Genomic DNA, 21,620 nt, shown 5'->3' on the forward strand with positions numbered 1-21,620 from the left:
GCTCGCGTTCTTCCTCGCCCAGCCCGGCACCGCGTTCTCCCGCGAGGAGCTGCTGGAGAAGGTGTGGGGCCGAACCGGCCGTGGCCGACCTGCTGGTCCAGGCCGCCGGGGCGCTGCACGGCACCGTCACCGGGCCGGACGGCCGCCCGGTCCCCGGCGCGCGCGTCACCGTCAGCACCGCCGCGGGCGAACTCGCCGCGGCCGCGGTGACGGACGAGCACGGCGGCTACGCGGTGGACGACCTCGCGCCCGGCGACTACACCGTGGTGACCAGCCTGTTCGAGCCCGTGGTGCGGCAGGTGGACCTGAGCGGCGGCGAATCGGCGACCGTCGACGTCGACCTGCACGCCGGCCGTCCCGAGCAGGCCCGCTCATGACCGAGGTGACCGGACGGGTGCGCGACACCCGGGACACACCCGTGCCCGGCGCGGCGGTCACGCTCGTCGACTCCGGCGGGCAGCAGATCGCGCGCGGCGCCACCGGCCCGGACGGCGGCTACCGGCTGCCCGCGCCCGGCCGCGGCGTCCACGTCCTGATCGCCTCGGCGCCGGCGTACCGGCCGGAGGCGGTCACCCTGACCGTCGGCGACACCGCGGCCGTCCTGGACCTCGTGCTGGACAGCGCGACCGGGCTGGGCGGCGTGGTCCGCTCCGCGGCGACCGGGGCGCCGATCGCGGACGCGACCGTGACGCTGGCCGACGCCCGCGGCGAGGTCGTCGGGTCCTACATCTCCGGCCAGGGTGGCGAATACTCCTTCGGCGCCCTGCCCGCCGGGACCTACACCCTCGCCGTGAACGCGCCGGGGTACCGGCCGTCCGCGGTGGCGGTGCACATGACCGACGCGAGCGTGCGGCAGGACCTGGAGCTGGCGGAGGCCGCGGTCATCCACGGCACGGTCAACGTGCGCGACCTGCCGCGGCCGTGGCCGCGGGTCACGGTGAGCCTGCTGGACGAATCGGGCGTCCTCGCCCGGCGCACGTTCGCAGGCGAGGACGGGCACTACGCCTTCCACGACCTCGAACCCGGCACCTACACCGTCGTCGCTACGAGTTACGCACCAGTAAGGAAAGCGGCGCGCGTCGGCGGCGGCGAGACCCGGCTGGACGTGCGGCTCACCTGAGCGTTTCCCCCGGCGGGACAAGGCGAACCACCTTCCGTCGACCACCCGGGCACGGTGCGTCAAGATCGCGGAGAGTGGTGGACACGGGCGGGGTCGGAGTGGTTGCATAGCGTTCACCGGCGCGGGTTCGGCCACACGCGGGGGAAGGGGTCCCCGCGACGGTTGAGCCGCCGCACGTGACGAACCCAGGCAGTTAGGACGACATGGCGACGCGGGCTCGAGAACTGCTCAACCGCTCACGCGCGCTGCTGGACCGCTCGAGGGAAGCGGCCTCGCAGCTCTTCGGCCCCCCACCCGCGCAGCCGCCACCGCCGCGGCCGCCGGTGATCGTGCAGTCCCCGTCCCAGGCGGAGCGCGAGCGGGCCAACGAAGAGGCGCTCGCCGCGCTCTGCGCGAACGTGGCGCTGCGCGACCTCAACCTGGTCGACTCCCTGCTCTCCCAGCTGGAGGAGATGGAGGCCAGGGAGGAGGACACCGAGCGGCTCGGCGAGCTGTACCGGCTGGACCACCTGGCGACCCGGCTGCGCCGCAACGCGGAGAACCTGCGCGTGCTGGCCGGCCGCGACGCCACCGACACCGCGACCGAGACGACCTCGCTGGTCGACGTGGTGCGCGGCGCGATGTCGTCGATCGACCAGTACGCCCGCGTCAACATCGGGCGGATCGTGTCGCTGGGCGTGGTCGGCTTCGCGAGCGAGGACCTCAGCCGGCTGATCGCCGAACTGCTGGACAATGCGACGAAGTCCTCGCCGCCGAACACCCCGGTGCGGGTCAGCGCCCACCTGACCGAAGCGGGCAGCGTGCTGGTGCGGATCGAGGACGAGGGCATCGGCCTGCCGCCGGACCGGCTGCAGGAACTCAACGACCGGCTCTCCGGCGAGCCGGTGCTCGACGACTCCTCGGTGCGGCACATGGGCCTGGCGGTCGTGCGGCGGCTGTCCGCCCGCCACGGCATGCGCACCCGGCTCGACCGCCGCGTCCCGCACGGCACCACCGCGTCGGTGCTGCTGCCCGCGGGTCTCGTCGCCGATCTGCCGGAGGCCAACTGGTCCGGCACGCAGACGGTGGTGTTCCCGCAGGCGCCGCGCGGCACCGCGGTGGCCGAGGCGCCCGCCCAGCCCCGCCACCGCTCCGGGCTGCCCAAGCGGGAGCCTGCGCCGCCGAGGCCGGCGCCCGCGCGCCGCCCACAGCCGGGGTCGATGGTCGGCGGCACCACCGCCAGCGGTCTGCCGCGCCGCGTCTCGCACAGCCTGAAGAACCCCCAGGGGCAGGCACCCGCGGCGCAGTCCGCGGTGGAGCCGACCCCCGCCGAGGACCGCGCCGCCGGGCACGAGAAACTGCTCGCCGATCTCGGCGCCTTCACCGACGGCGAACGTGCGGCGCGCGAGAAGCAGGGCACCGACGAATCCGGGGAGCAGCAGCAGTGACCGCCGACACCGGCCAGGACTTCACCTGGCTGATCAACGACTTCGTCCGCAAGGTCCACGGCGTGTCGCACGCGCTGATCATGTCCTCGGACGGGTTCCCGCTCACCGCCTCCGACGACATGTCGACCGAGGAGCGCGAGCAGCTCGCCGCGATCGCCAGCGGGCTGCTCAGCCTGGCGCGCAACAGCGCGGCGCTGTTCCACAAGGGCACCTGCGAGCAGATCATCATCCGGCTCACCCACGGGTACTTCCTGTTCATGGGCATCGACGCGCACGCCGGGCTGGCGGTGCTGACCACCTCCGACTGCGACATGAAGGTCGTCGCCTACGAGATGACGCAGTTCGTCTCCAGCGCCGGCCACGCGCTGACCCCCGAGATGCGCGCGGACCTGCGCCGCGTGCTCACCGGCCGCCGGCCCCAGGCCTGAGCACTCCCGACAGGATGTGATTCGCGATGTCCCAGGACACCGGGCCGGACGAGCGGGCGGTCAAGCCGCGCAGCAAGCGGATCCGGCCGTACACCCTGACCGGCGGCCGCACCAGGGCACGGCACCAGCTGCTGGTCGAAACGCTCATCTCGGTGCCCCAGTACGACCCGGCCCTGGCGGAGAAGCTCATGCCGGAGTCGCGGGCCCTCTACGAACGGGCCCGCTCCCAGGTCTCGATCGCCGAGCTGTCCTCCCTGCTGACCATCCCGCTCGGGGTGGTCCGCGTGCTGGTCAGCGACCTGGCCGCGCAGGGGGCGGTGTTCATCCACCCGACCGCCCACGCCTACTCCCACGACCGGAACATGCTCGAGAGGATCCTCAATGGACTCAAGCAGCTCCCCGTCTGATCCGGGCCTGCTGACGATCTCGGCGAAGATCGTGATCGCGGGCGGGTTCGGGGTGGGCAAGACGACGCTGGTCGGGTCCGTGTCCGAGGTGCCGCCGCTGAACACCGAGGCGTGGATGACCGAGGCCGGCGAGGGTGTCGACGACCTGCCGCCGGACGGCGCCAAGACCACCACGACCGTCGCGATGGACTTCGGCCGGATCTCGCTGTACGACGACCTGATGCTGTACCTGTTCGGCACGCCGGGGCAGGCGCGGTTCTGGTTCCTGTGGGACGACCTCTCGCGTGGCGCGCTCGGCGCGATCGTGCTGGTCGACACCCGGCGGCTGGACCAGTCGTTCGCCGCGATCAACTACTTCGAGAACGACTCGGACCTGCCGTTCATCGTCGCGATCAACCGGTTCGACGGAGAACTCGCGCACGACGTCGACGAGGTGCGGGAGGCGCTGGCGCTGAGCCCGGACGTCCCGCTGGTCACCTGCGACGCCCGCGACAAGGCGTCGGTGCTGGAGACCCTGCAGGAACTGGTGTCCTACACGCTGTCACTGGCCGAAGTCTCGGAGGGGGGCCGGATCCGCGCCCATGCGTAAGATCCTGATCGTCGGTTCGGGCCAGTCGGGCCTGCAGCTCGCGCTGAGCCTGCAGGAGCACGGCTACGACGTGACCGTGATGTCCGCGCGCACGCCGGACGAGATCCGCGCCGGGTGGGTCACCTCGACCCAGTGCATGTTCGCCGACGCGCTCGCCATCGAGCGCAAGCACGGGCTGAACCTGTGGGACGACGTCGCTCCCCGTGTCGCGGGGCAAGGGTTTTCGATGGCCGGACCGGACGGGCAGCGCGCGCTGAACTGGATCGCCTCGTGGGACGGCGGACCGGCGCAGTCCATCGACCAGCGGGTGAAGATGGCGGCGTGGCTTGAGTTGTTCGAGGAGCGCGGCGGCAACGTCGTGATCCACGGCGTCACCACGGCCGACCTGAACGGGCTGGCGCGGCTCTACGAGCTGGTGATCGTCGCGGCTGGCAAGGGCGAGCTGGTGCAGCTGTTCGACCGCGACCCGTCGCGATCCCCTTACACGAAGCCGCAGCGCCGGCTGTCGGTGTCCTATGTGCACGGTCAGGAGTCGCGTCCGGAGCGGCCGGGCACCACCGACGTGTGGATGAACATCATCCCGGGCGTCGGCGAGCTGATCAACATCCCGGGCTACACGCTGTCCGGGCCGTGCGACATCTTCTACGTGTCCGGCATTCCGGGCGGGCCGTTCGACGCGTTCGCCGACCGGCCTCCGGCGGAGGAGCAGCTGCGGCGGCACCTGGAGCTGTTCCGGCAGTACATCCCGTGGGAGTACGAGCGGGCGAAGAACGCCGAGCTGACCGACGGCAAGGCGGTGCTGGTCGGCGGGTACCCGCCGGTCGTGCGGCGCCCGGTGGGCGAGCTGCCGTCCGGCGGGTTCGTGCTCGGCATGGCGGACGTGGTGGTGGCGAACGACCCGATCACCGGTCAGGGCGCGAACAACGCGGCCAAGTGCGCCGAGTCGTACCTGGGCAGCATCCTGGAGAACGGGGACCGGCCCTTCGACCGGGAGTGGATGCAGCGGGCGTTCGACCGGTACTGGGAGCACGCCCAGTGGGTCACGATGTTCACCAACGCGATGCTGCAGCCGCCACCGCCGCACGTGCAGCAGATCCTCGGGGCGGCCCAGACGAACCCGGCCGTGGCGAAGCGGTTCGTGAACGGCTTCAACAACCCCACGGACTTCCAGCACTGGCTGCTGGACCCCGCCAAGACGGCGGAGTACCTGGCTTCGGTGTGACCGGGCGGCCGGGGCCGCCCGGTGCCCGTGTCAGTGGCCCACGTCGATGACGACGCGGGTCGGTGCGGTGAGCGTGAACACCCGCACCCAGGACTTGTAGCGTGTGCCGAGGCCGATCGACACGTAGCCTTCGTAGTCCCCGGTCACCGCGACGGCCATGACGTTGCGGAGGTTGCGGGTGCGGAACTTGTCGGGACCCGGGTAGGTGCGGTTGCCGTTGTCGTCGTGGGCGCGGGCGGGCGTGGTGCTGACGGCGACGAAGTGCTCGCCGGTGAGCCACACGATGTCGCCGGAGCCGTCGGCGATCAGCTCGTCGACCCACTCGTAGGACGCCTGGGGCGCGGGGCCCGTCATGTCCAGCACGACCCGGTCGAAGCCGGTGTTGAGGCCGGTGCGGATGTTCGTCATGGTGGCGACACCCGGTTGCGCACCGGCCGGCGCCGCCGCGACGACGGCGCCCGAGAGCGCGAGCAAGGCGGCGGCGCAGACCGCGAACAGCCGCCGTGGGGTGAGGGTCATCGGTGACCTCCTGCCGGGAGGGGATGGGGTTCCCAGCGCTGGTGCCTCAAGAGACGTGCCCGGTGGGGTGGAGGTTGTCCGGATTCGGTCTCGGAACGGACACCGCGCCCGGCGCGCCCGCCGGCCGGGCCGGAGGCCCGTGAGCGACGGCACCGCTGCGGTCCGGACGGCCCACCTGGCCCCGCGCGCCGGGGATCCACGGGCGGCGCACGGCTGCGGTCCGGACGGCCCCGCTGGACGGGGCCGGAGCCCCGTGGGCGGCGGCACCGCCGCGGTTCGGACGCCTCCGCCGAACGGGGCCGGAGGCCCGTGGGCGGCGGTGCCCGGTTCGCACCCGGCCGGGCCACCGGCCCCGGGCACCTTGCGCCCGCAGCCACCATCGCGCGGCCCCACCAGCCGCCACCGCGCCCCAGCGCACGCCTGGGCACCCACCCCCACCGGCGGGAATCACCACCCAGCTGCACCCCACCAGCCGCCACCGCGCCCCAGCGCACGCCCGGACACCCAGCCCCACCGACGGCAATCACCACCCAGCTGCACCCTCCGGCGGCCACCGAGCCCCAGCGCACCCGGGCACCCCACCCCCACCGGCGGAAATCACCACCCACCTGCACCCTCCGGCGGCCACCGCGCCCGCCGGCCGCAAAGCACCTGCGGGCCCTCCACCCCGCCACCGCGCCCCACCGCACGCCGCCAGGCACGAACCACCACCCGGCCGCTCCCCTTCCGCCCCGCGGGCGGGAGCCACCGGGCACGGGCCTAGCGTTCCCAGCGCACCTCCGCCCAGGGCACCTCCCGCGTGCCCCGGTGCAGCACCTTCGCCAGCCACGCCAGCAGCCACGGCCCGCGCTGGCTGGACCGCTCGTACCCCAGCAACCGGCCCCGCCGGCGAGGAGTCACCAGCACCGCCACGGTCCGTTCCCGGCCGAGCTCGTCCAGCCGCGTGATCAGGTCGGTCACCTTCCCGAGCGGGCGGCCGCTCGCGTCGTACACGCGGCGTCCCAGCAGGTCGCTCGCCCGCACCTCATCCCCCGGCATGTCCGGCTCCCGGAATCCGCGAGATCAGCTTGTCCCGCAACCACTTCTCCAGCGGCGGCACCTCCAGCACCTCCGCGCGCAGCGACAGCGTCACCTCGCTGCTCACCTGCTTCACGTGGTCGTAGGTGATCCGCAGCGGCTCCCTCCGCCCGCCGCCCAGCCGCGCGGCCAGCCCGCACAGCACCTTCCCGAGCAGGCCACCGATCCGCTGCCCCAGCGCGTACTGCCCGACCAGCAACGCGGCGACGTGGTAGGTGCCGTCGGGGTCGCGGGCCAGTTCGACGTCGTCGACCTTGCCGACCGGGTGCCCGTCGACGTCGACGATCTGGCGGTCCAGCAGGTGGAATTCGACCCGCAGCGGGTCCGGGCGGCCGTGGGTCATGTCTGCCCCATCCCGGTGATGATCATGAGCGGGATGGCCGCGACCGCGGCGATGACGATGATGATCAGGAACGTCACGCCGAGGAAGTTCTGCACCCGCCCGTTCGCGTGGTCGCCGAGGTAGTCCCGGTCGTTGGCGACGACCAGGATCGGCAGGTAGGTCAGCGGCAGCACCACCGCGCTGAACAGCAGCGACAGCTCGGTGATCTGCACGGGATCGATCGTCGTCAGCAGCGCCGCCGTGCCGAGCAGCACGCTGACCAGCACGACGGTGTGGAACCGCGCCGCCTCGCGGGGTTTCACCAGCTTGCCCCACTGCCAGCCGAAGTACTGCGCGATCGAGTACCCGGTGGACAGCCCGGTCTCCAGCGCGGCCCCGAACGTGGCCGCGAAGAACCCGATCATCACCACGACCAGGCCCAGCTTCCCCAGCGCCAGCGCGACCGGCAGCGCGGTCTGGCTGAGCTGGTCGACCTGGACTCCGGCGGGGAAGAACACCGTCGCGGCGCAGCCCATGATCGCCAGTCCGAGCAGCCCGCCGAGGGGGAAGCCGACGAAGGTGTTGCTGCGCTCGGTCGCCAGGTCCTTCGTCGTCCACTTCTCCTCGACCCCGCCGGAGCTGAAGAAGAACACCTCGTACGGGGTGAGGGCGGAGGCGAACAGCGACACGGCGAGGTAGCCCCAGGTGCCCCAGTTCTCGCCCTGCGGCGGGCCGGCGTGCGTGAGCTGCTCGGCGAAGGTGCCCCACGGCGGGTCGAGCGCGATCAGGGCGACCACGAACACCACCAGCGCCAGCCCGAACACGCCGAACACCTGCTCCATCACCTGGAACTTCACGCGCCACAGCACGATCCACACGGCGAACGCGGCCAGCGGCACCCACAGCACGTGCGGCAGGCCGCTGGCGAGCTGGATGGTCAGCGCGATGCCGCCGATCTCCGCGGTCAGGGTCAGCAGCGTGACCAGGTAGGACCCGACGAGGTTGGTCATCGCGATGCGCGGGCCGAGGCGCTCGCGCACCAGGTCGAACACGGCGCGACCGCTGACCGCGGCGACCCGGCCTGCCATCTCGGCGAACACGCAGATGCCGACGACGCCGACGACCACGATCCACGCCTGCCGCATGCCGAAGCGGGCGCCGGACTGGGCGTTGGCGACCAGGTCGCCGATGTCGACGAACCCCCCGATGGCGGTGAGGATGCCCAGCGTGACGGCGATGAGCTTCTTCACTGGTGGCTCGTCACGAACGTGGTCAGCTCGTCGACGGCCCGCACCAGCTGGGTGTCCGCCGCGGCGATCCGGCCGGTGTCGCCCGAGTCCAGCGCATCCCTGGCCTCGGTGACGCGCGCGACCGCGTCCTGCAGGCGGGGGTGCAGCTCGTCGTAGAGCTGCTGGGTCTCCGGGCTGGTGGGCGGCCGGCTGTCCAGCTCGTCGAGCGCCTTGGTGGCGGTGGCGAGCACGTCGTCGGTGGCCGCGGTGGCGTAGGTGGGGAATAGCCTGCCCTCGGTGTGGGCGCGGATGATCTGGTGCAGGGTGCCGACGGCGGAGAGGCCCTCTTGCGCGCGGACGGCCGCACTGTCCTCGTAGCTCGCTGCTGAGCTGCCGGAACAGGCGGTGAGCGTGACCGCGAGCGCGAGACCCGCGAAAGCCGTCCTCTTCCGCATCAAGGGCGGTGTACCCCTTGGTCAACTCCGCAAACAGGGGTGCTTCTCAGGGGTTTCACGGCCGCGCCGCAGGCGATTCTCAGAGAAGCGGGGTTCACTGGACGGCGGAGGAGGGGCACTCATGAGCTACTACCCACCGCAGTACGACCCCTGGGCGCCGCCACCCCCGCCGCCGCCACGCCGGAAGCGCGGGCTGGGCACGGCGCTCGCCACGCTGGGCCTGGTGGTGCTGGTCGTGCTGGGATTCGTCGCGTGGGACCTCGGCCGCGGGTCCCTGACGCCGGGCAGCGCCTCGTCGCCGCTGGAGCGGAGCCTGCGCAACGAGCAGACCGGCAACTCGACGCTCGACGTGGCCGACGTCGCGGAGAAGGTCGAGCCCGGGCTGGTCGACGTGTACTCCACGCTCGGGTACTCCGGGCAGCAGGCCGCGGGCACCGGGATGGTGCTCACCGGGGACGGCAAGGTCCTCACGAACAACCACGTCGTCGCGGGCGCGACCAGCATCAAGGTGACCGACGTGGACACCGGCCGCACCTACCGCGCCGAGGTCCTCGGGTACAGCCGCTCGCGCGACGTGGCGCTGCTGCAGGTGCAGAACGCCTCCGGGCTGGGCACCGTCACCACGGGAGACTCGTCGGAGGTGTCCGTCGGCGATCCGGTGGTGGGGCTGGGCAACGCGGGCGGCGACGGCGGCGAGCCCAGCGTGTCACCCGGGAAGGTGACCGCGCTGAACCAGTCGATCACCGCGACGGACGAGTCGACGGGCAGTTCCGAGCAGCTGACCGGGCTCATCCAGGTGGACGCGAACATCCAGTCCGGCGATTCCGGGGGTGCGCTGGCCGACGCCGAGGGCCGGGTGATCGGGATGAACACCGCGGCCTCGACCGGTTACCAGTTCGGGCAGAACGGGCGCACCGCCGGGGTGAGCGGGTTCGCCATCCCGATCGACGACGCGCTGAGCCTGGCCCAACGCATCGAGGCGGGCCAGGGCTCCGACACCGTCCACATCGGACCGTCGGCGTTCGTCGGCGTGTCGGTGAGCGACGCGGGCGGCTCGGGCGCGCTGGTGCAGCAGGTGGTGCCCGGCGGCCCGGCGGACGACGCCGGGCTCGTCGCCGGTGACGTCATCGTCGCCCTGGACGGCCGCGCGGTCGGCTCGGCGACCGACCTGACCGCGGTGATGGACACGCTGCACCCCGGCGACCGGGTCACGGTGACGTGGCTGGACCAGTCCGGGCAGCAGCGCAGCGCGACCGCCACCCTGGTCGAGGGGCCGGTGGGTTAGCCGCCGCGGGGCCGGGGTAGCTGGGAGGTATGACGAACACAGCTCCCCTGCCCGCGGAGCAGGGCGGACGGCCGAGGACCGCGATCGTGACCGGTTCCGACTCCGGTATCGGGCTTGCGATCGCCGTCGCGCTCGGTGGTGGCGGCGTGGACGTCGGCATCACCTGGCACCGGGACGAAGAGGGCGCCAACGCGACCGCCGCGCAGGTGCGCGAAGCCGGCGCGCGCGCCGAGGTGCGGCAGCTCGACCTCGGCGACCTGCCCACGGCGGCGGCCGCGATCGACGAGCTCGCCGAGGCGCTCGGCGGCGTCGACGTCCTGGTCAACTGCGCCGGCACGGGCACCGGCCAGCGGGTGATGGACATGGACTTCGACACCTGGCGGCACGTGCTGAGCGTCGACCTGGACGGCGCGTTCCTGTGCGCGCAGCGGGCGGCGCGGCACATGATCGACGCCGGTGGCGGCGGGCGGATCGTCAACATCACCAGCGTGCACGAGCACGCCCCGAAGGTCGGCGCGGCGCCCTACTGCGCGGCGAAGGCCGGGATGGGCATGCTGACCAAGGTGCTGGCGCTGGAGCTGGCCGAGCACGGCATCACGGTCAACTCGGTGGCACCGGGCGAGATCTCCACGCCGATGACCGGCCAGACCGACGTGAACCCGCGCGACCAGGAACGCCCCGGCGTGCCGCTGGGCCGGACCGGGCACGCGGACGAGGTCGCCGCCGTGGTGGCGTTCCTGACCACCCCCGCGGCCGGCTACGTGACCGGCTCGTCGTACGTGGTGGACGGCGGGATGCTCCTCATGGGCCCCCAGGGAGCCTCCGGCCTCGGCGACAACAGCTGGCGCAAGATCTGACGCGGCCCGTGTTCCGCGGGCGTGAACGTGGGACTCGCGGCGCGTCAGGTCAGTTCCGCCAGCACCGCTTCGATGCGGCGCGCCAGCCACAGGTCCGGCTCGGTGACCCGGCCCGGGAAGCCGGTGGTGACGGTGAACGTCAGCTCGCCCCGGCGGCGTTCGAACTGCGCGTGGTCGCTCAGTTCCGCCGCGTCCCGCTGCACGCGGCCGATCAGCGCGCCGTGCGCCTGCTCCGGCACGTGCACGGTGCGCGAGAGGTGGCCGGCGTCCCCGCGCCACTCCGCGAGCCCATCCAGCCCCCGGGCGATTTCGGTGTCCGACAACGTCTCCGGCACGACGTCCTCCTTCCGTTTCCCGGGCGGGTACCCGTGGCCCGCCCGGCGAACCGCGCAAGATTGGAGAAGACGCGCGGCCCCCTTGCTCCTTACGGTCTAACCACCTGACACGGGAAGGAGCGGCGATGAGCGGGGTTCGCGTGCTGGTCGGCACACGCAAGGGTGCTTTCGTCCTGACGTCCGACGAACGGCGCGCCGACTGGGAGGTCACCGGCCCGCACTTCCCGGGCTGGGAGATCTACCACCTCAAGGGCTCCCCCGCCGATCCGGACCGGATCTTCGCCGCCCAGTCGACGAGCTGGTTCGGCCAGCTGATCCAGCGTTCCGACGACGGCGGGAAGACGTGGCAGCCGGTGGGCAACGAGTTCGCCTACGAGGGCGTGCCGGGCACCCACCAGTGGTACGACGGCACACCGCACCCGTGGGAGTTCGCCCGCGTGTGGCACCTCGAACCGTCGCTGACCGACCCGGACCTGATCTACGCCGGGGTGGAGGACGCGGCGCTGTTCCGCTCGAACGACGCGGGTGCGACCTGGCAGGAGCTGCCGGGCCTGCGCGGGCACGGCTCCGGCCCCAAGTGGCAGCCGGGCGCGGGCGGGCTGTGCCTGCACACGATCATCCAGGACCCGCGCGACGCGAACCGCCTGATCATCGTCATTTCCGCGGCGGGCGCGTTCCGCACCGAGGACGGCGGCAAGACCTGGCAGGCCATCAACCACGGCCTGAAGTCCGGCCAGATTCCCGATCCGGACGCCGAGGTGGGCCACTGCGTGCACCACATCGCGCGCCACCCGCAGCGCCCGGACGTGCTGTTCATGCAGAAGCACTGGGACGTGATGCGCAGCGACGACGGCGGCGACAACTGGTACGAGATCAGCGGGAACCTGCCGACGGACTTCGGGTTCGTCATCGACGTGCACGCCCACGAGCCGGACACCGTCTACGTGGTCCCGATCAAGAGCGACGAGCACCACTTCCCGCCGGACGGGCGGCTGCGCGTGTATCGCAGCCGCGGCGGCGGTGAGGAGTGGGAGCCGCTGACGGCCGGGCTGCCGCAGGAGAACTGCTACGTCAACGTGCTGCGCGACGCGATGGCGGTGGATTCGCTGGAGTCGTGCGGCGTCTACTTCGGCACGACCGGCGGTCAGGTGTACGCGTCGGCTGATTCCGGGGACACCTGGGCGCCGATCGTGCGCGACCTGCCCGCGGTCCTGTCGGTGGAGGTCCAGACGCTGCCATGATCCGCGTCCACCTGCCCGCGCACCTGCGCACCATCGCCCACATCGACGGCGAGGTCGAACTGGACCTGAACGGCGCCGTCACCCAGCGTGCCCTGCTGGACGCGCTGGAAGAGCGCTATCCCATGCTGCGCGGCACGATCCGCGAGCACGGCACCGGGAAACGACGGGCGTTCGTCCGGTTCTTCGCCTGCGAGGAGGACCTGTCGCACGAGGAGCCGGACGCCCCCCTGCCCGCGCCGGTGGTCGCGGGCACCGAACCGTTCCTCGTGATGGGCGCGATGGCGGGCGGTTGACTTTTCCCTGGCCCCGCACGGAAACCGCGGAACATTCACCACCGGGGTGAGGCTTGGTCGGCGCACCGGATGTGTCTAGGGTGAAGGCCCCCGACCGGTCCCCCCCGACGCGATGCCCTGGTGATGAAGACAATTAGCGACGACACTGTCGAAATTCCGCGGGAGAAACCCGTTTTCGTCGATCCGTCCGGGCGAAGACGCCGTATCGTGCGCCGCGTGAGCATCGCGGCGTGCGTGTTGGTCAGCGGTTACGCCGTGCTGTTGGTGGCTTCGCTGCTGGGCGCGCCGATCCCCGCCTCCGTGCTCCTGCCGGCACCCGACGCGCCTGCCGCGTCGCCGACGCCGCCGCCACAGGGCGGTCCCTCGGTGGTCGACGAGACCACCACCCCCAGCCACACTGCCCCATCGGCGGAGGCCGCGGACCCGAGTACGGCGGCACCGCCGCCACAGGCTCCGGCCGTGACCACGACGGCCGCGCCGCAACCGCCGGTGTTCTCCGAGCAGCCGCGCAACCCGCGTGCCCGCCCCGATCCACCGGGGCGCGGGCAGGACGGCCAGCCGGAACCCGGCCGGTGACCCGGCACCGGCGGCCGAGCCCGCCGAAGGCCCACTGGCTGCTGCTGTCGGCGATCCTCGCGGTCGTCGCCGGCCTGCTCGCGCTCGACACGGTCGTCAAGGGCGCGGACGGCGGCGAGGACACGTCACCGCCGGGTCCCGCGACCACCGTGCCCGCGCAGGTGCGCGGCGGCGGCGCGGTGATCGACCCGCGGTCGCCTTCCCCCGCCACCGCTCGGGCGCGGGACCACACGATCGCCCTGACCTTCGACGACGGGCCGGATCCGGTGTGGACGCCGCGGATCCTCGACGCGCTGGACCGGAACGGCGCGAAGGCGACGTTCTTCGTGACCGGCGCGCGCGCCGCGCAGCACCCGGACCTGGTCCGCGAGATCCTGGCCCGCGGCCACGAGATCGGCAACCACACCGCGAGCCACACCGACCTGAGCGCGGCGAGCGACTTCCGGGCCGATCTGGAGATCCGCACGACGGACCTCGTCCTCGCCGGCACCGCGGGCGTCCTCCCGGCCCTGGTGCGGCCGCCCTATTCGTCCACTCCGGACAGTCTGGACGATCGGGACTGGGCCGCGGCACAGCGCTTGGGCGCGGACGGCAAGATCGTGGTCTTGTCCGATGTGGACTCTCAGGACTGGCGCCGCCCCGGTGCCGACGCGATCGTCGCCGGCGCGACCCCGGCCGGGAACGCCGGCGCGGTGGTCCTGATGCACGACGGCGGCGGGGACCGCGGGCAGACCGTCGAGGCGCTCGACCGGCTGATCCCGGAACTTCGGTCGCGCGGCTGGACGTTCGGCACGGTCAGCGAGTCCGTCGGGCTGTCCGGCACCCAGGCGGCGGCGCCGGTCCGCGCGCGGATCGGCGGCTGGCTGCTCGTGTTCGCCGTGGGCGCCGGGGAGTTCGTGGCCGGCGCGCTGTTCGCGCTGACGGTGGTGGCGACCGTGCCGGCGCTGCTGCGCACGGTTCTGCTCGGCGTGACCACGAGCCTGCACGCGCGGCGGCGGCGTCCGCGGGAGGCGCCGGACCAGCCGGTAACCGTCATCATCCCCGCCTACAACGAACGCGAAGGCATCGAGTGGGCTGTTCGCTCGGCGCTCGCCGCGGGTCCGCGCGTGCAGGTGATCGTGGTCGACGACGGATCCACCGACGGCACCGACGCGCTGGTGGAGCGGATCACCCGCCGCCGCCCGAGCGTGCGCCTGATCCGGCAGGCCAACGCGGGCAAGGCGGTCGCGCTGAACACCGGTCTCGCCGCCGCGCGCACCGAGCTGGTCGTGCTGATGGACGGCGACACCGTGCTGGAGCCGGGTTCGGTGCCCGCGCTGGTGCGCAACTTCGCCGATCCGGCCGTGGCCGCAGTGTCCGGCAACGCCAAGGTCGGCAACCGCGGCCGCCTGCTCGGCCGGTGGCAGCACATCGAGTACGTGTGCGGGTTCAACCTGGACCGGCGGCTCTACGACGTGCTCGAGTGCATGCCCACGGTGCCGGGCGCGGTGGGCGCGTTCCGGCGGTCGGCGGTGCTGCGCGTCGGCGGGGTGCCCGCGGACACGCTCGCCGAGGACACCGACCTGACGATGGCGCTGGAGCGCGGCGGGTGGCGCGTGGTGTACGAGGAGGAGGCGCGGGCGCTGACCGAGGCGCCGGCGACCCTGGCGGAGCTGTGGAAGCAGCGGTACCGCTGGTGCTACGGGACGCTGCAGTCGGTGTGGAAGCACCGGCACGCGGTCGCCGAGCGCGGCAGCGCGGGACGGCTGGGGCGGCGGGGGCTGCCGTACCTGCTGCTGTTCCAGGTGCTGCTCCCGATCATGGCGCCGCTCGTCGACGTGGCCGCGGTGTTCGGGCTGTTCATCGGCGACTGGTGGCTGGTGCTGGGGGCGTGGCTGGCGTTCCTGGCGCTGCAGGCGATCCCGGCGGTGGTGGCGTTCCGGCTGGACCGGGAACCGCTGCGGCTGCTGCTCGCGCTGCCGCTGCAGCAGTTCGTCTACCGGCAGCTGATGTACCTCGTGGTGCTGCAGTCGCTGAGCACGGCGCTCGCCGGGGCGCGGCTGCCGTGGCACAAACTGCCGCGGCGTGGCCTGCTCAGGCCTTGACGAGCGAGCGGGCCCTGACGAGCGAGCGGGCCCTGACGAACGAGCGAGCGCAGTTGAGCACGGTGTCCGCGAGCGGCCGCGGGTTCCAGGCCAGCACGTCGCGGGCCTTGCCGGTGGCGAAGCGGAACTCCTCGCCGAGCTCGGGCACGACCTGGCGCAGCGCGGGGTCGAACAGGGCGGCGGCGCGGACGAGCGGCCCGGGCAGCCGCCGGGACGGCACGCGCGCGCCGGGCTGCCCGCGCAGGATGGCCGCGATGTCCTCGATCCAGCGGAACGGCCCGGCGGCGAGGAACCGCTCCCCCGCCGCGTCCGGGCTGAGCATGGCGGCGACGTGCAGTGCGGCGACGTCCCGCACGTCGGTGAACGGGAAACCCAGGCGTGGCAGCCCGGGCATCCGGCCGGTCACGAGCCGCTCGACCACCGACAGCGAGTAGGACGGGCGGCCGCGCACGGGTCCCAGCAGCGTGCCGGGCGCGATCACGGTCAGCCGGTCCGTCATGCCGTGCTCACGGGCGTACGCCCACGCGGCGCGCTCGGCGAGGGTCTTGGACCGGACGTAGGCGCGGGCCAGCGGGTGGCCGGGGTCGGTCCAGTGGTCCTCGGTGATCGGGTCGGGCCGGGGGCCTGCCGGGTAGGCGGCCGCGGACGACGACGAGGTCACCACGATCCGATGGACGCCCGCGTGCCGGGCGGCGGCGAGGACGCGGAGGGTGCCGTCCCGGGCGGGGTCGACCAGGGCGGCGGGATTCCGCGGCGGCACGGCCGGGAACGGCGAGGCGACGTGCAGGACGAAGTCGCAGCCCGCCGCGGCCTCCGCCCAGCCGGCGTCGGAGCCGAGATCGGCCTCGACGACGGTGAGGCGGGCCGTGGGGTGCCCGGGCGGCAGCTGGGCCGCCACCACCGGACGGCGGGAGCGGTCCCGGACGGTGGTCCGCACGTGGTAGCCGCGGGTCAGGAGGAGGTCGATGCACCAGCTCGCGAGGTAGCCGGTGCCGCCGGTCACGAGGACGGTTTCGTCGGTCACCCCTCCAGGCTGCGTGTGTGAGCAGGTCGCGGACTCGTCCCGCGCGCCGGAGGCGGTGGCCTCGCGGCGGATGGGGGCTCGTTCCCGGGAAGGAGGCGCTCGGCGGGGTTTTCCGGAACGCCGCCACGCGCCGAGCCCGGCGGCCACCCGAGGCCGGATCTCCGTTGGAGGCGCCGCCCGGCGCTACCGGACAGCCCCAGGCACTCCGGCGCACCAGCCGCCCAGCCCAGGCAGACCTCCCTCCCCCAGGAGGAAACTCCCGCCCCGATCGCCGCACAGCCACCGCCCCGCCCCAACCCCACCCAACAGCCACCCAGCCCAGCCGGATCCCCCTCCCCAGCGGGAACTCCCGGCCCAACCGCCGCACACCAACCTCGGCCAACCGCCACCCAGCCCAGCCGAACCCTCCTCCCCAGCGGAACCACCCGGCCCAACCGCCGCGCAACCACCGCCGCACACCAACCTCGGCCCAACAGCTACGCAGCCCAGCCGAACCCTCCTCCCCAGCGGAACCACCCGGCCCAACCGCCGCGCAACCACCGCCGCACACCAACCTCGGCCCCACCGCACTCCGGCCCACCAGCCACCCAGCCCAGGCGGATCCCCTCCCCCAGAGGAACCACCCGGCCCGACCACCCGACCGCCACCACCCCGCGCACCAGCCATCCGAAACCGGCGGAACCTCCTTCCCAGGGAGGAGCCGCCCCGTGCGCCCGCCCGTTAGTGTCGGTTCTGTGCTTCTGGCGTGGGTTGGGCGGGCGGTCGGCGACCGGTTCGGGCCCGCGCGTCTGCTGCCGCTCGTGATCGGCCCCGGCTACCTGCTGCTGGTGCAGCGGCCGGAGCCCACGCCGGCGGACTGGGTGGTCGTGTTCGCCGCGGCCGGGGTGTTCCTCGCGGGCGGCGTGTGGCCGCTGGCGGTCGCGGGCGTGGAGTCCCTGCTCATCCTGGCCGCGCACCAGTGGGCCGACGCCACACCGGTGGCGGTGAAGGTGCTGGCCAGCGTCGCGGTGTTCGAGCTGGCCATCCGCCGCCCGATGCGCGAAGCCCTGGCCGGCGCCGGGGTGCTCACCGCGGTGTACTTCGTGCTCGGCACCTACGACCACGTGCTGACCGGCGTGCTCGCCGTCGGCTACCGGGTCCTCACGGTCGTCGGCGGCCCGCTCCTGCTCGGCGCCTACCTGCGGGCCGGGGTGCGCGCGGTGGCGCAGGCGAGCGCGCGGGCCGCGGAGGCCGAGGCGCGCCGGGAACTGGCCGCGCGCGGCGCCCGCCTCACCGAGCGCACCGAGATCGCCCGCGAGCTGCACGACCTGGTCGCCCACCACGTCGCGTCGATGGCGCTGCGGGTCGGCGTGGCGCGGGCCGTGGTGCCGGACCTGGATCCGCGGGTGGGCGAGGTGCTCGACGACGTGCACGCCTCGGCCACCCGGACGCTGGCGGACCTGCGGGAGCTGGTGTCCGCGCTGCGCGCCCCGGCGAGCGTGCGCGATCACGGCGTGCTCATCGAGACGGCGTCGCTGCCCGCCGCGGTGGAGTCGGTGATCGGGCGCAGCAGGCAGGCCGGGCTGGCGATCGACTGCCACGTCGACCCGGCCATCGCGGCGCTCGACTCGCTGCGCGGCCTGGCGGTGCTGCGGCTGGTGCAGGAGAGCCTGACCAACGTCGCCAAGCACGCGGGCCCCGGCGCGCGGGCGAGCGTGCGGGTGCACGCCGGCGGCGGGCAGGTGCTGGTCGAGGTCACCGACACGGGCGGCGCGCGGGACGGCGGCGGCGAACCGGGCTACGGGCTGGTGGGCCTGCGGGAACGCGTCGACCTGGTCGGCGGCACCCTCGACGCGGGCCCGCACGGCGACGGCTGGCGGGTGCGTGCGCTGATCCCGGCGGAGACGTCCGCCCCGGTCGATTCGGAGGTCCCGTGATCCGCACCCTGCTCGTCGACGACCAGCAGCTCGTCCGCGCCGGCCTGCGCATGCTGTGCGAGTCCACACCGGACATCGAGGTCGTCGGCGAGGCGCCGCACGGCGGTGAGGCCATCCGGCTGGCCGGCCGGGTCAAGCCGGACGTGGTGCTGATGGACCTGCGGATGCCCGGCACGGACGGGATCACCGCAACGAAGACGATCCTGGGCGAACGGCCCGCCACGCGGATCGTGGTGCTGACGACCTTCGACGACGACGAGCACCTGTACCCGGCGCTGGCCGCGGGCGCGTGCGGGTTCCTGGCGAAGGACGCCACGCCCGCCGAGCTGCTCGACGGGATCCGCCGGGCGGCCGCGGGCGGCAGCCCGTTCAGCGACGACGTGCTGCGGCGGCTGGTCGGGCAGGCGGTGCGGTCCAGAGCGCAGCGGCCGGATCTGCCGCTGACCCCGCGCGAGCGGGAGGTGCTGGGGCTGGTCGGGATGGGACTGTCCAATGCGGACATCGCGGCGCGGATGCACGTCGGCGTCACCACGGTCAAGACGCACGTGGCGAACCTGATGGACAAGACCGGCAGCCCCAGCCGCGTGCACCTGGCGATCCTCGCGGTGCGCCACGACCTGACCCCGGACACCGGGAAACGGTGACCCCCGGCCGGACCGGGGGTCACCGTCAGGGAGAGAGGCGGTGCGGGTGACGTCAGTCGTCGTCGCCCTCGTCCTCGTCGTCATCCCAGTCGTGGTGGTGGTGGTGACCCGCGACCGACCAGGTTTCACTCGAGTGCGCGCCCTCCGGGCCCGCCCACAGGCAGCCGTCACCGTAGAAGGCGGTGTGGCCGTTGGTGCCGGAGACGGTGTAGTCGCCACCCGCCCCCTCCGGGCCAGCCGAGAGGTTGGCGTCGTAGTAGCCCGCGTAGCCCCAGCCGTGACCGTGACCGTAGCCGTCGTCGTCGTAGCCGTAGTGGTGGCCCGCGACCGAGCCGGTGCTGGAGATCGCGGCGCCGTCCGGGCCGGCGGACGCGGCGGAGTCACCGTAGCTGTCAGCCGACGCGATGCCCGCGGCACCGAACGACAGCGGGATGGCCAGCAGGCTGGCGATCGCGAAGCGACGAACGTTCATTGTTCTGAATTCCCTTCGTATCAACGGATTCCGGGCCGGAACCTGTGCGGCTCCGCGGACCGGGTGCCCGGGACGGCTGGGGCAAATCCGGCACGCAGATGTGACGCAGGACACGTTGCGATCACGGCGTGGCGACGTGACAGGCGAACTCCCGCTGGTCGGCCCCACGAAACCGATCCGTCACGGCGGACGTCGCGAATTTCGTTGCCGCGCAGGGCATCCACCCTTGGTGCGTCACTCACGCGTGTGGACTGGACCAGACCGCGGCGCTTGACAAGGCTCGCCCGGCCGCCGATGCTCGTCGCAGTAACTGTTACTTCGGGTAATAGCTTCAGCGAGGAGGCGGCGTGGTCCGGCGAGTGGTGTCCCGGGACGGCACGCGGATCGCGGTCGCGGAAGCCGGTGATCCGGCCGCGCCGACGGTGGTGTGCGTGCACGGCTACCCCGACGACCGGTCCGTTTGGGACGGTGTGGCGGCCCGGCTCGCGAAGCGGTTCCACGTGGTCGCCTACGACGTCCGCGGCGCGGGCGAGTCGGACCGGCCGCCGCGGCGCGACGGGTACGCGCTCGATCGGCTGACCGAGGACTTGGCCGCAGTGCTCGACGACGTCAGCCCGGACCGCCCGGCGCACCTCGTCGCCCACGACTGGGGGTCGATCCAGAGCTGGCACGCGGTGACCGGGGACCGGCTGCGCGGGCGGATCGCGTCGTTCACGTCGATCTCCGGGCCGTCGCTCGACCACGCCGGGCACTGGTTCCGCACGCGGTTGCGGCGGCCGTCGGGGTGGGGGCCCGCGCTGCGGCAACTCGTGCACTCGACCTACATCTTGTTCTTCCAGATCCCGCTGGTTCCTGAACTGAGTTGGCGGTCCGGGGTGGGCCGCCGGGTGCTGCGGCGGCTTTCGGGCAGCGCGGCTGGCCGCCCGGCGGTGGCGGACGCGGTGCACGGGCTGGAGCTGTACCGGGCGAACGTCGGCATGCGGCTGTCGCGCCCGCGGCCGCGGCCCGCGGAGGTGCCGGTGCAGGTGCTCGCGCCGCTGGGTGATCCGTACGTGACGCCCGCGCTGCAGACGGACGTGGCGCGGTGGGCGCCGCGGCTGTGGGTGCGGCGGTTGCCCGGCGGGCACTGGATCCCGCGCGAGAGGCCGGACGTGATCGCGCGGTGCGCGGCCGAGCTGGTGGATTTCGCCGAGGGAGCGCCGGAGAGCCGGGGGCTGCGGCGCGCGCGTGCGGGCGGGGCCGAGGTGGTGGATTCCGCCGATGGGGCGCGGGCTGGCGGGATTGAGGCGGCGGATTCCGCCGACGGGGCATCGGAGAGCAGGGCGCGGCGTCGCGCGCGGTCAGGCGGGGCCGAGCCGGTGGATTCCGCCGACAGAGCGCCGGAAAGGTGGGCGCGAGCGGCCGGGACCGAGGTAGCGGATTCCGCCGCGGGCGCACCGGAGAGCCGGGGGTTGCGGCGTGCACGGTCAGGCGGGGCCGAGCCGGTGGATTCCGTCGCGGGGGCACCGGAAAGCCGGGCACTGCGGCGCGCGGAGCTGGTCGGTTCCGCTGCGAGGGCACCGGAAAGGCGGACAGCCAGGTTCGACGGCTACCTGGTGGTGGTCACCGGGGAGAGCCGGTTCGCTCGGGCGGCGGCCGCGGCGTTCGCGGGGGCCGGAGCCGAGGTGCGCGGCGACGGGCCGGACGTGCCGGACGTGGTGGTGGACAGCCGGGGCACGGCGCGGGACTTCGCGGCGCGGATGGCCGCCCGCGGCGAGGGTGGGCAGCTCGTGCTGCACGACCCCGCGGAGGCCGCCCGCCTGCGACGGGACTTCCCCGGCCTGAACGTGATCGTGGCCGGGGACGGCTCCCCGGAGCGCGCCGCACGGCGCGTGCTGCGCGCCGTGGCCCGCAACCGCCACGCGGGAATCTGACGCCACCCCGGCGGCTCGTGCGCTGGGGCAGCACCTGCGAGAGGAATCCCTGGAGACGGCGGCCGCCCGCGCGGTGCGCGGCTCGTGCTGCGTAGGGAACCTGAGGGCGGCACCGCCGGCAGCAACCTCGCCGAAGCCGAAGGGGCACCCAGCCAACGCCGAGCCCGAAGACGCGCCCGGCCAGC

Annotated in this window: 24 protein-coding genes; 16 read left to right on the forward strand and 8 right to left on the reverse strand. The window is 73.4% G+C overall.

Going from position 1 to position 21,620, the window contains the following annotated elements; translation table 11 throughout:
- Window positions 1–80 precede the first annotated feature (80 nt).
- The 7 genes from ABZ215_RS27710 (at window position 81) to ABZ215_RS27740 (ending at window position 5,193) form a co-directional block, all read left to right on the forward strand.
- A complete protein-coding gene (locus ABZ215_RS27710) occupies window positions 81–377 on the forward strand; it encodes a carboxypeptidase-like regulatory domain-containing protein (RefSeq protein WP_354952752.1) in 297 nt (98 codons plus the stop codon).
- The gene (locus ABZ215_RS27715; protein ID WP_354952754.1) at window positions 374–1,120 is read left to right on the forward strand and encodes a carboxypeptidase regulatory-like domain-containing protein; all 747 of its coding nucleotides are present in this window, start codon (window positions 374–376) and stop codon (window positions 1,118–1,120) included. Before ABZ215_RS27710 ends, ABZ215_RS27715 begins: the two co-directional genes overlap by 4 nt.
- A gap of 203 nt (window positions 1,121–1,323) precedes the next feature.
- Window positions 1,324–2,547, forward strand: coding sequence for an ATP-binding protein (locus ABZ215_RS27720; RefSeq protein ID WP_020422160.1), 1,224 nt, complete (start codon window positions 1,324–1,326; stop codon window positions 2,545–2,547).
- Entirely contained in the window at window positions 2,544–2,975 is a 432-nt protein-coding gene (locus ABZ215_RS27725; RefSeq protein WP_020422161.1) for a roadblock/LC7 domain-containing protein, read from the forward strand. Before ABZ215_RS27720 ends, ABZ215_RS27725 begins: the two co-directional genes overlap by 4 nt.
- Before the next feature lie 26 nt (window positions 2,976–3,001).
- Window positions 3,002–3,382 carry a DUF742 domain-containing protein gene (locus ABZ215_RS27730; RefSeq protein WP_020422162.1) on the forward strand — a complete coding sequence of 127 codons (381 nt, stop codon included), beginning with the start codon at window positions 3,002–3,004 and terminating at the stop codon, window positions 3,380–3,382.
- Window positions 3,357–3,971, forward strand: a complete 615-nt coding sequence (locus ABZ215_RS27735; RefSeq protein WP_020422163.1) for an ATP/GTP-binding protein — start codon at window positions 3,357–3,359, stop codon at window positions 3,969–3,971. Before ABZ215_RS27730 ends, ABZ215_RS27735 begins: the two co-directional genes overlap by 26 nt.
- Complete coding sequence (locus tag ABZ215_RS27740; RefSeq protein ID WP_354952756.1) at window positions 3,964–5,193, forward strand: styrene monooxygenase/indole monooxygenase family protein; 1,230 nt, start codon at window positions 3,964–3,966, stop codon at window positions 5,191–5,193. Before ABZ215_RS27735 ends, ABZ215_RS27740 begins: the two co-directional genes overlap by 8 nt.
- A gap of 30 nt (window positions 5,194–5,223) precedes the next feature.
- Here ABZ215_RS27740 and ABZ215_RS27745 read toward each other — a convergent pair whose 3' ends face one another.
- From ABZ215_RS27745 to ABZ215_RS27765, 5 genes are all read right to left on the reverse strand, one after another.
- Complete coding sequence (locus ABZ215_RS27745; protein WP_237337134.1) at window positions 5,224–5,712, reverse strand: hypothetical protein; 489 nt, start codon at window positions 5,710–5,712, stop codon at window positions 5,224–5,226.
- 759 nt (window positions 5,713–6,471) lie between these two features.
- Window positions 6,472–6,750: a PRC-barrel domain-containing protein gene (locus tag ABZ215_RS27750; RefSeq protein WP_020421306.1), complete on the reverse strand. Its 279-nt coding sequence runs from the start codon at window positions 6,748–6,750 to the stop codon at window positions 6,472–6,474.
- A complete protein-coding gene (locus tag ABZ215_RS27755) occupies window positions 6,737–7,132 on the reverse strand; it encodes a hypothetical protein (RefSeq protein WP_354952759.1) in 396 nt (131 codons plus the stop codon). The genes ABZ215_RS27750 and ABZ215_RS27755 overlap by 14 nt, the downstream gene beginning before the upstream one ends.
- Window positions 7,129–8,361: a divalent metal cation transporter gene (locus tag ABZ215_RS27760; protein ID WP_354952761.1), complete on the reverse strand. Its 1,233-nt coding sequence runs from the start codon at window positions 8,359–8,361 to the stop codon at window positions 7,129–7,131. Before ABZ215_RS27760 ends, ABZ215_RS27755 begins: the two co-directional genes overlap by 4 nt.
- Window positions 8,358–8,795 (reverse strand): hypothetical protein, encoded by a 438-nt coding sequence (locus tag ABZ215_RS27765; RefSeq protein ID WP_354952763.1) that lies wholly within the window; start codon window positions 8,793–8,795, stop codon window positions 8,358–8,360. The genes ABZ215_RS27760 and ABZ215_RS27765 overlap by 4 nt, the downstream gene beginning before the upstream one ends.
- Window positions 8,796–8,916: 121 nt before the next feature.
- On the opposite strand from ABZ215_RS27765, the gene ABZ215_RS27770 reads away from it, so the two are divergent.
- Both ABZ215_RS27770 and ABZ215_RS27775 read left to right on the forward strand, forming a co-directional pair.
- Window positions 8,917–10,080: a trypsin-like peptidase domain-containing protein gene (locus tag ABZ215_RS27770; RefSeq protein WP_354952765.1), complete on the forward strand. Its 1,164-nt coding sequence runs from the start codon at window positions 8,917–8,919 to the stop codon at window positions 10,078–10,080.
- Between the two features lie 29 nt (window positions 10,081–10,109).
- On the forward strand, window positions 10,110–10,937 hold the full coding sequence (locus tag ABZ215_RS27775; RefSeq protein ID WP_354952767.1) for an SDR family oxidoreductase: 828 nt from the start codon (window positions 10,110–10,112) through the stop codon (window positions 10,935–10,937).
- A 44-nt stretch (window positions 10,938–10,981) separates the two neighbouring features.
- On the opposite strand, the gene ABZ215_RS27780 is transcribed toward ABZ215_RS27775, so the two are convergent.
- Entirely contained in the window at window positions 10,982–11,272 is a 291-nt protein-coding gene (locus ABZ215_RS27780; RefSeq protein WP_354952769.1) for a 4a-hydroxytetrahydrobiopterin dehydratase, read from the reverse strand.
- Between the two features lie 125 nt (window positions 11,273–11,397).
- On the opposite strand from ABZ215_RS27780, the gene ABZ215_RS27785 reads away from it, so the two are divergent.
- The 4 genes from ABZ215_RS27785 to ABZ215_RS27800 all read left to right on the forward strand — a co-directional run bounded on the left by ABZ215_RS27785 (window position 11,398) and on the right by ABZ215_RS27800 (window position 15,466).
- Window positions 11,398–12,513, forward strand: a complete 1,116-nt coding sequence (locus ABZ215_RS27785) for an exo-alpha-sialidase (RefSeq protein ID WP_354952771.1) — start codon at window positions 11,398–11,400, stop codon at window positions 12,511–12,513.
- Window positions 12,510–12,806: a MoaD/ThiS family protein gene (locus ABZ215_RS27790; protein WP_020421313.1), complete on the forward strand. Its 297-nt coding sequence runs from the start codon at window positions 12,510–12,512 to the stop codon at window positions 12,804–12,806. Before ABZ215_RS27785 ends, ABZ215_RS27790 begins: the two co-directional genes overlap by 4 nt.
- A 216-nt stretch (window positions 12,807–13,022) precedes the next feature.
- The gene (locus tag ABZ215_RS27795) at window positions 13,023–13,382 is read left to right on the forward strand and encodes a hypothetical protein (RefSeq protein WP_354952773.1); all 360 of its coding nucleotides are present in this window, start codon (window positions 13,023–13,025) and stop codon (window positions 13,380–13,382) included.
- Window positions 13,379–15,466, forward strand: a complete 2,088-nt coding sequence (locus ABZ215_RS27800; protein ID WP_354952775.1) for a bifunctional polysaccharide deacetylase/glycosyltransferase family 2 protein — start codon at window positions 13,379–13,381, stop codon at window positions 15,464–15,466. Before ABZ215_RS27795 ends, ABZ215_RS27800 begins: the two co-directional genes overlap by 4 nt.
- Here the strand turns inward: ABZ215_RS27800 and ABZ215_RS27805 are convergent.
- The gene (locus tag ABZ215_RS27805) at window positions 15,456–16,490 is read right to left on the reverse strand and encodes an NAD-dependent epimerase/dehydratase family protein (protein ID WP_354952777.1); all 1,035 of its coding nucleotides are present in this window, start codon (window positions 16,488–16,490) and stop codon (window positions 15,456–15,458) included. The genes ABZ215_RS27800 and ABZ215_RS27805 overlap by 11 nt on opposite strands.
- A gap of 734 nt (window positions 16,491–17,224) precedes the next feature.
- On the opposite strand from ABZ215_RS27805, the gene ABZ215_RS27810 reads away from it, so the two are divergent.
- On the forward strand, window positions 17,225–18,406 hold the full coding sequence (locus ABZ215_RS27810; protein ID WP_354952779.1) for a histidine kinase: 1,182 nt from the start codon (window positions 17,225–17,227) through the stop codon (window positions 18,404–18,406).
- Complete coding sequence (locus ABZ215_RS27815) at window positions 18,403–19,050, forward strand: response regulator transcription factor (protein ID WP_354952781.1); 648 nt, start codon at window positions 18,403–18,405, stop codon at window positions 19,048–19,050. The genes ABZ215_RS27810 and ABZ215_RS27815 overlap by 4 nt, the downstream gene beginning before the upstream one ends.
- 52 nt (window positions 19,051–19,102) lie before the next feature.
- Here ABZ215_RS27815 and ABZ215_RS27820 read toward each other — a convergent pair whose 3' ends face one another.
- Window positions 19,103–19,522 carry a hypothetical protein gene (locus ABZ215_RS27820; protein ID WP_354952782.1) on the reverse strand — a complete coding sequence of 140 codons (420 nt, stop codon included), beginning with the start codon at window positions 19,520–19,522 and terminating at the stop codon, window positions 19,103–19,105.
- Window positions 19,523–19,881: 359 nt separating this feature from the next.
- Here ABZ215_RS27820 and ABZ215_RS27825 point away from each other — a divergent pair, with 359 nt between their 5' ends.
- Complete coding sequence (locus tag ABZ215_RS27825) at window positions 19,882–21,435, forward strand: alpha/beta fold hydrolase (protein WP_354952814.1); 1,554 nt, start codon at window positions 19,882–19,884, stop codon at window positions 21,433–21,435.
- Window positions 21,436–21,620: the final 185 nt, after the last annotated feature.

Source organism: Amycolatopsis sp. NPDC006131 (assembly GCF_040614175.1).
GTDB classification, from domain to species: domain Bacteria; phylum Actinomycetota; class Actinomycetes; order Mycobacteriales; family Pseudonocardiaceae; genus Amycolatopsis_E; species Amycolatopsis_E tucumanensis.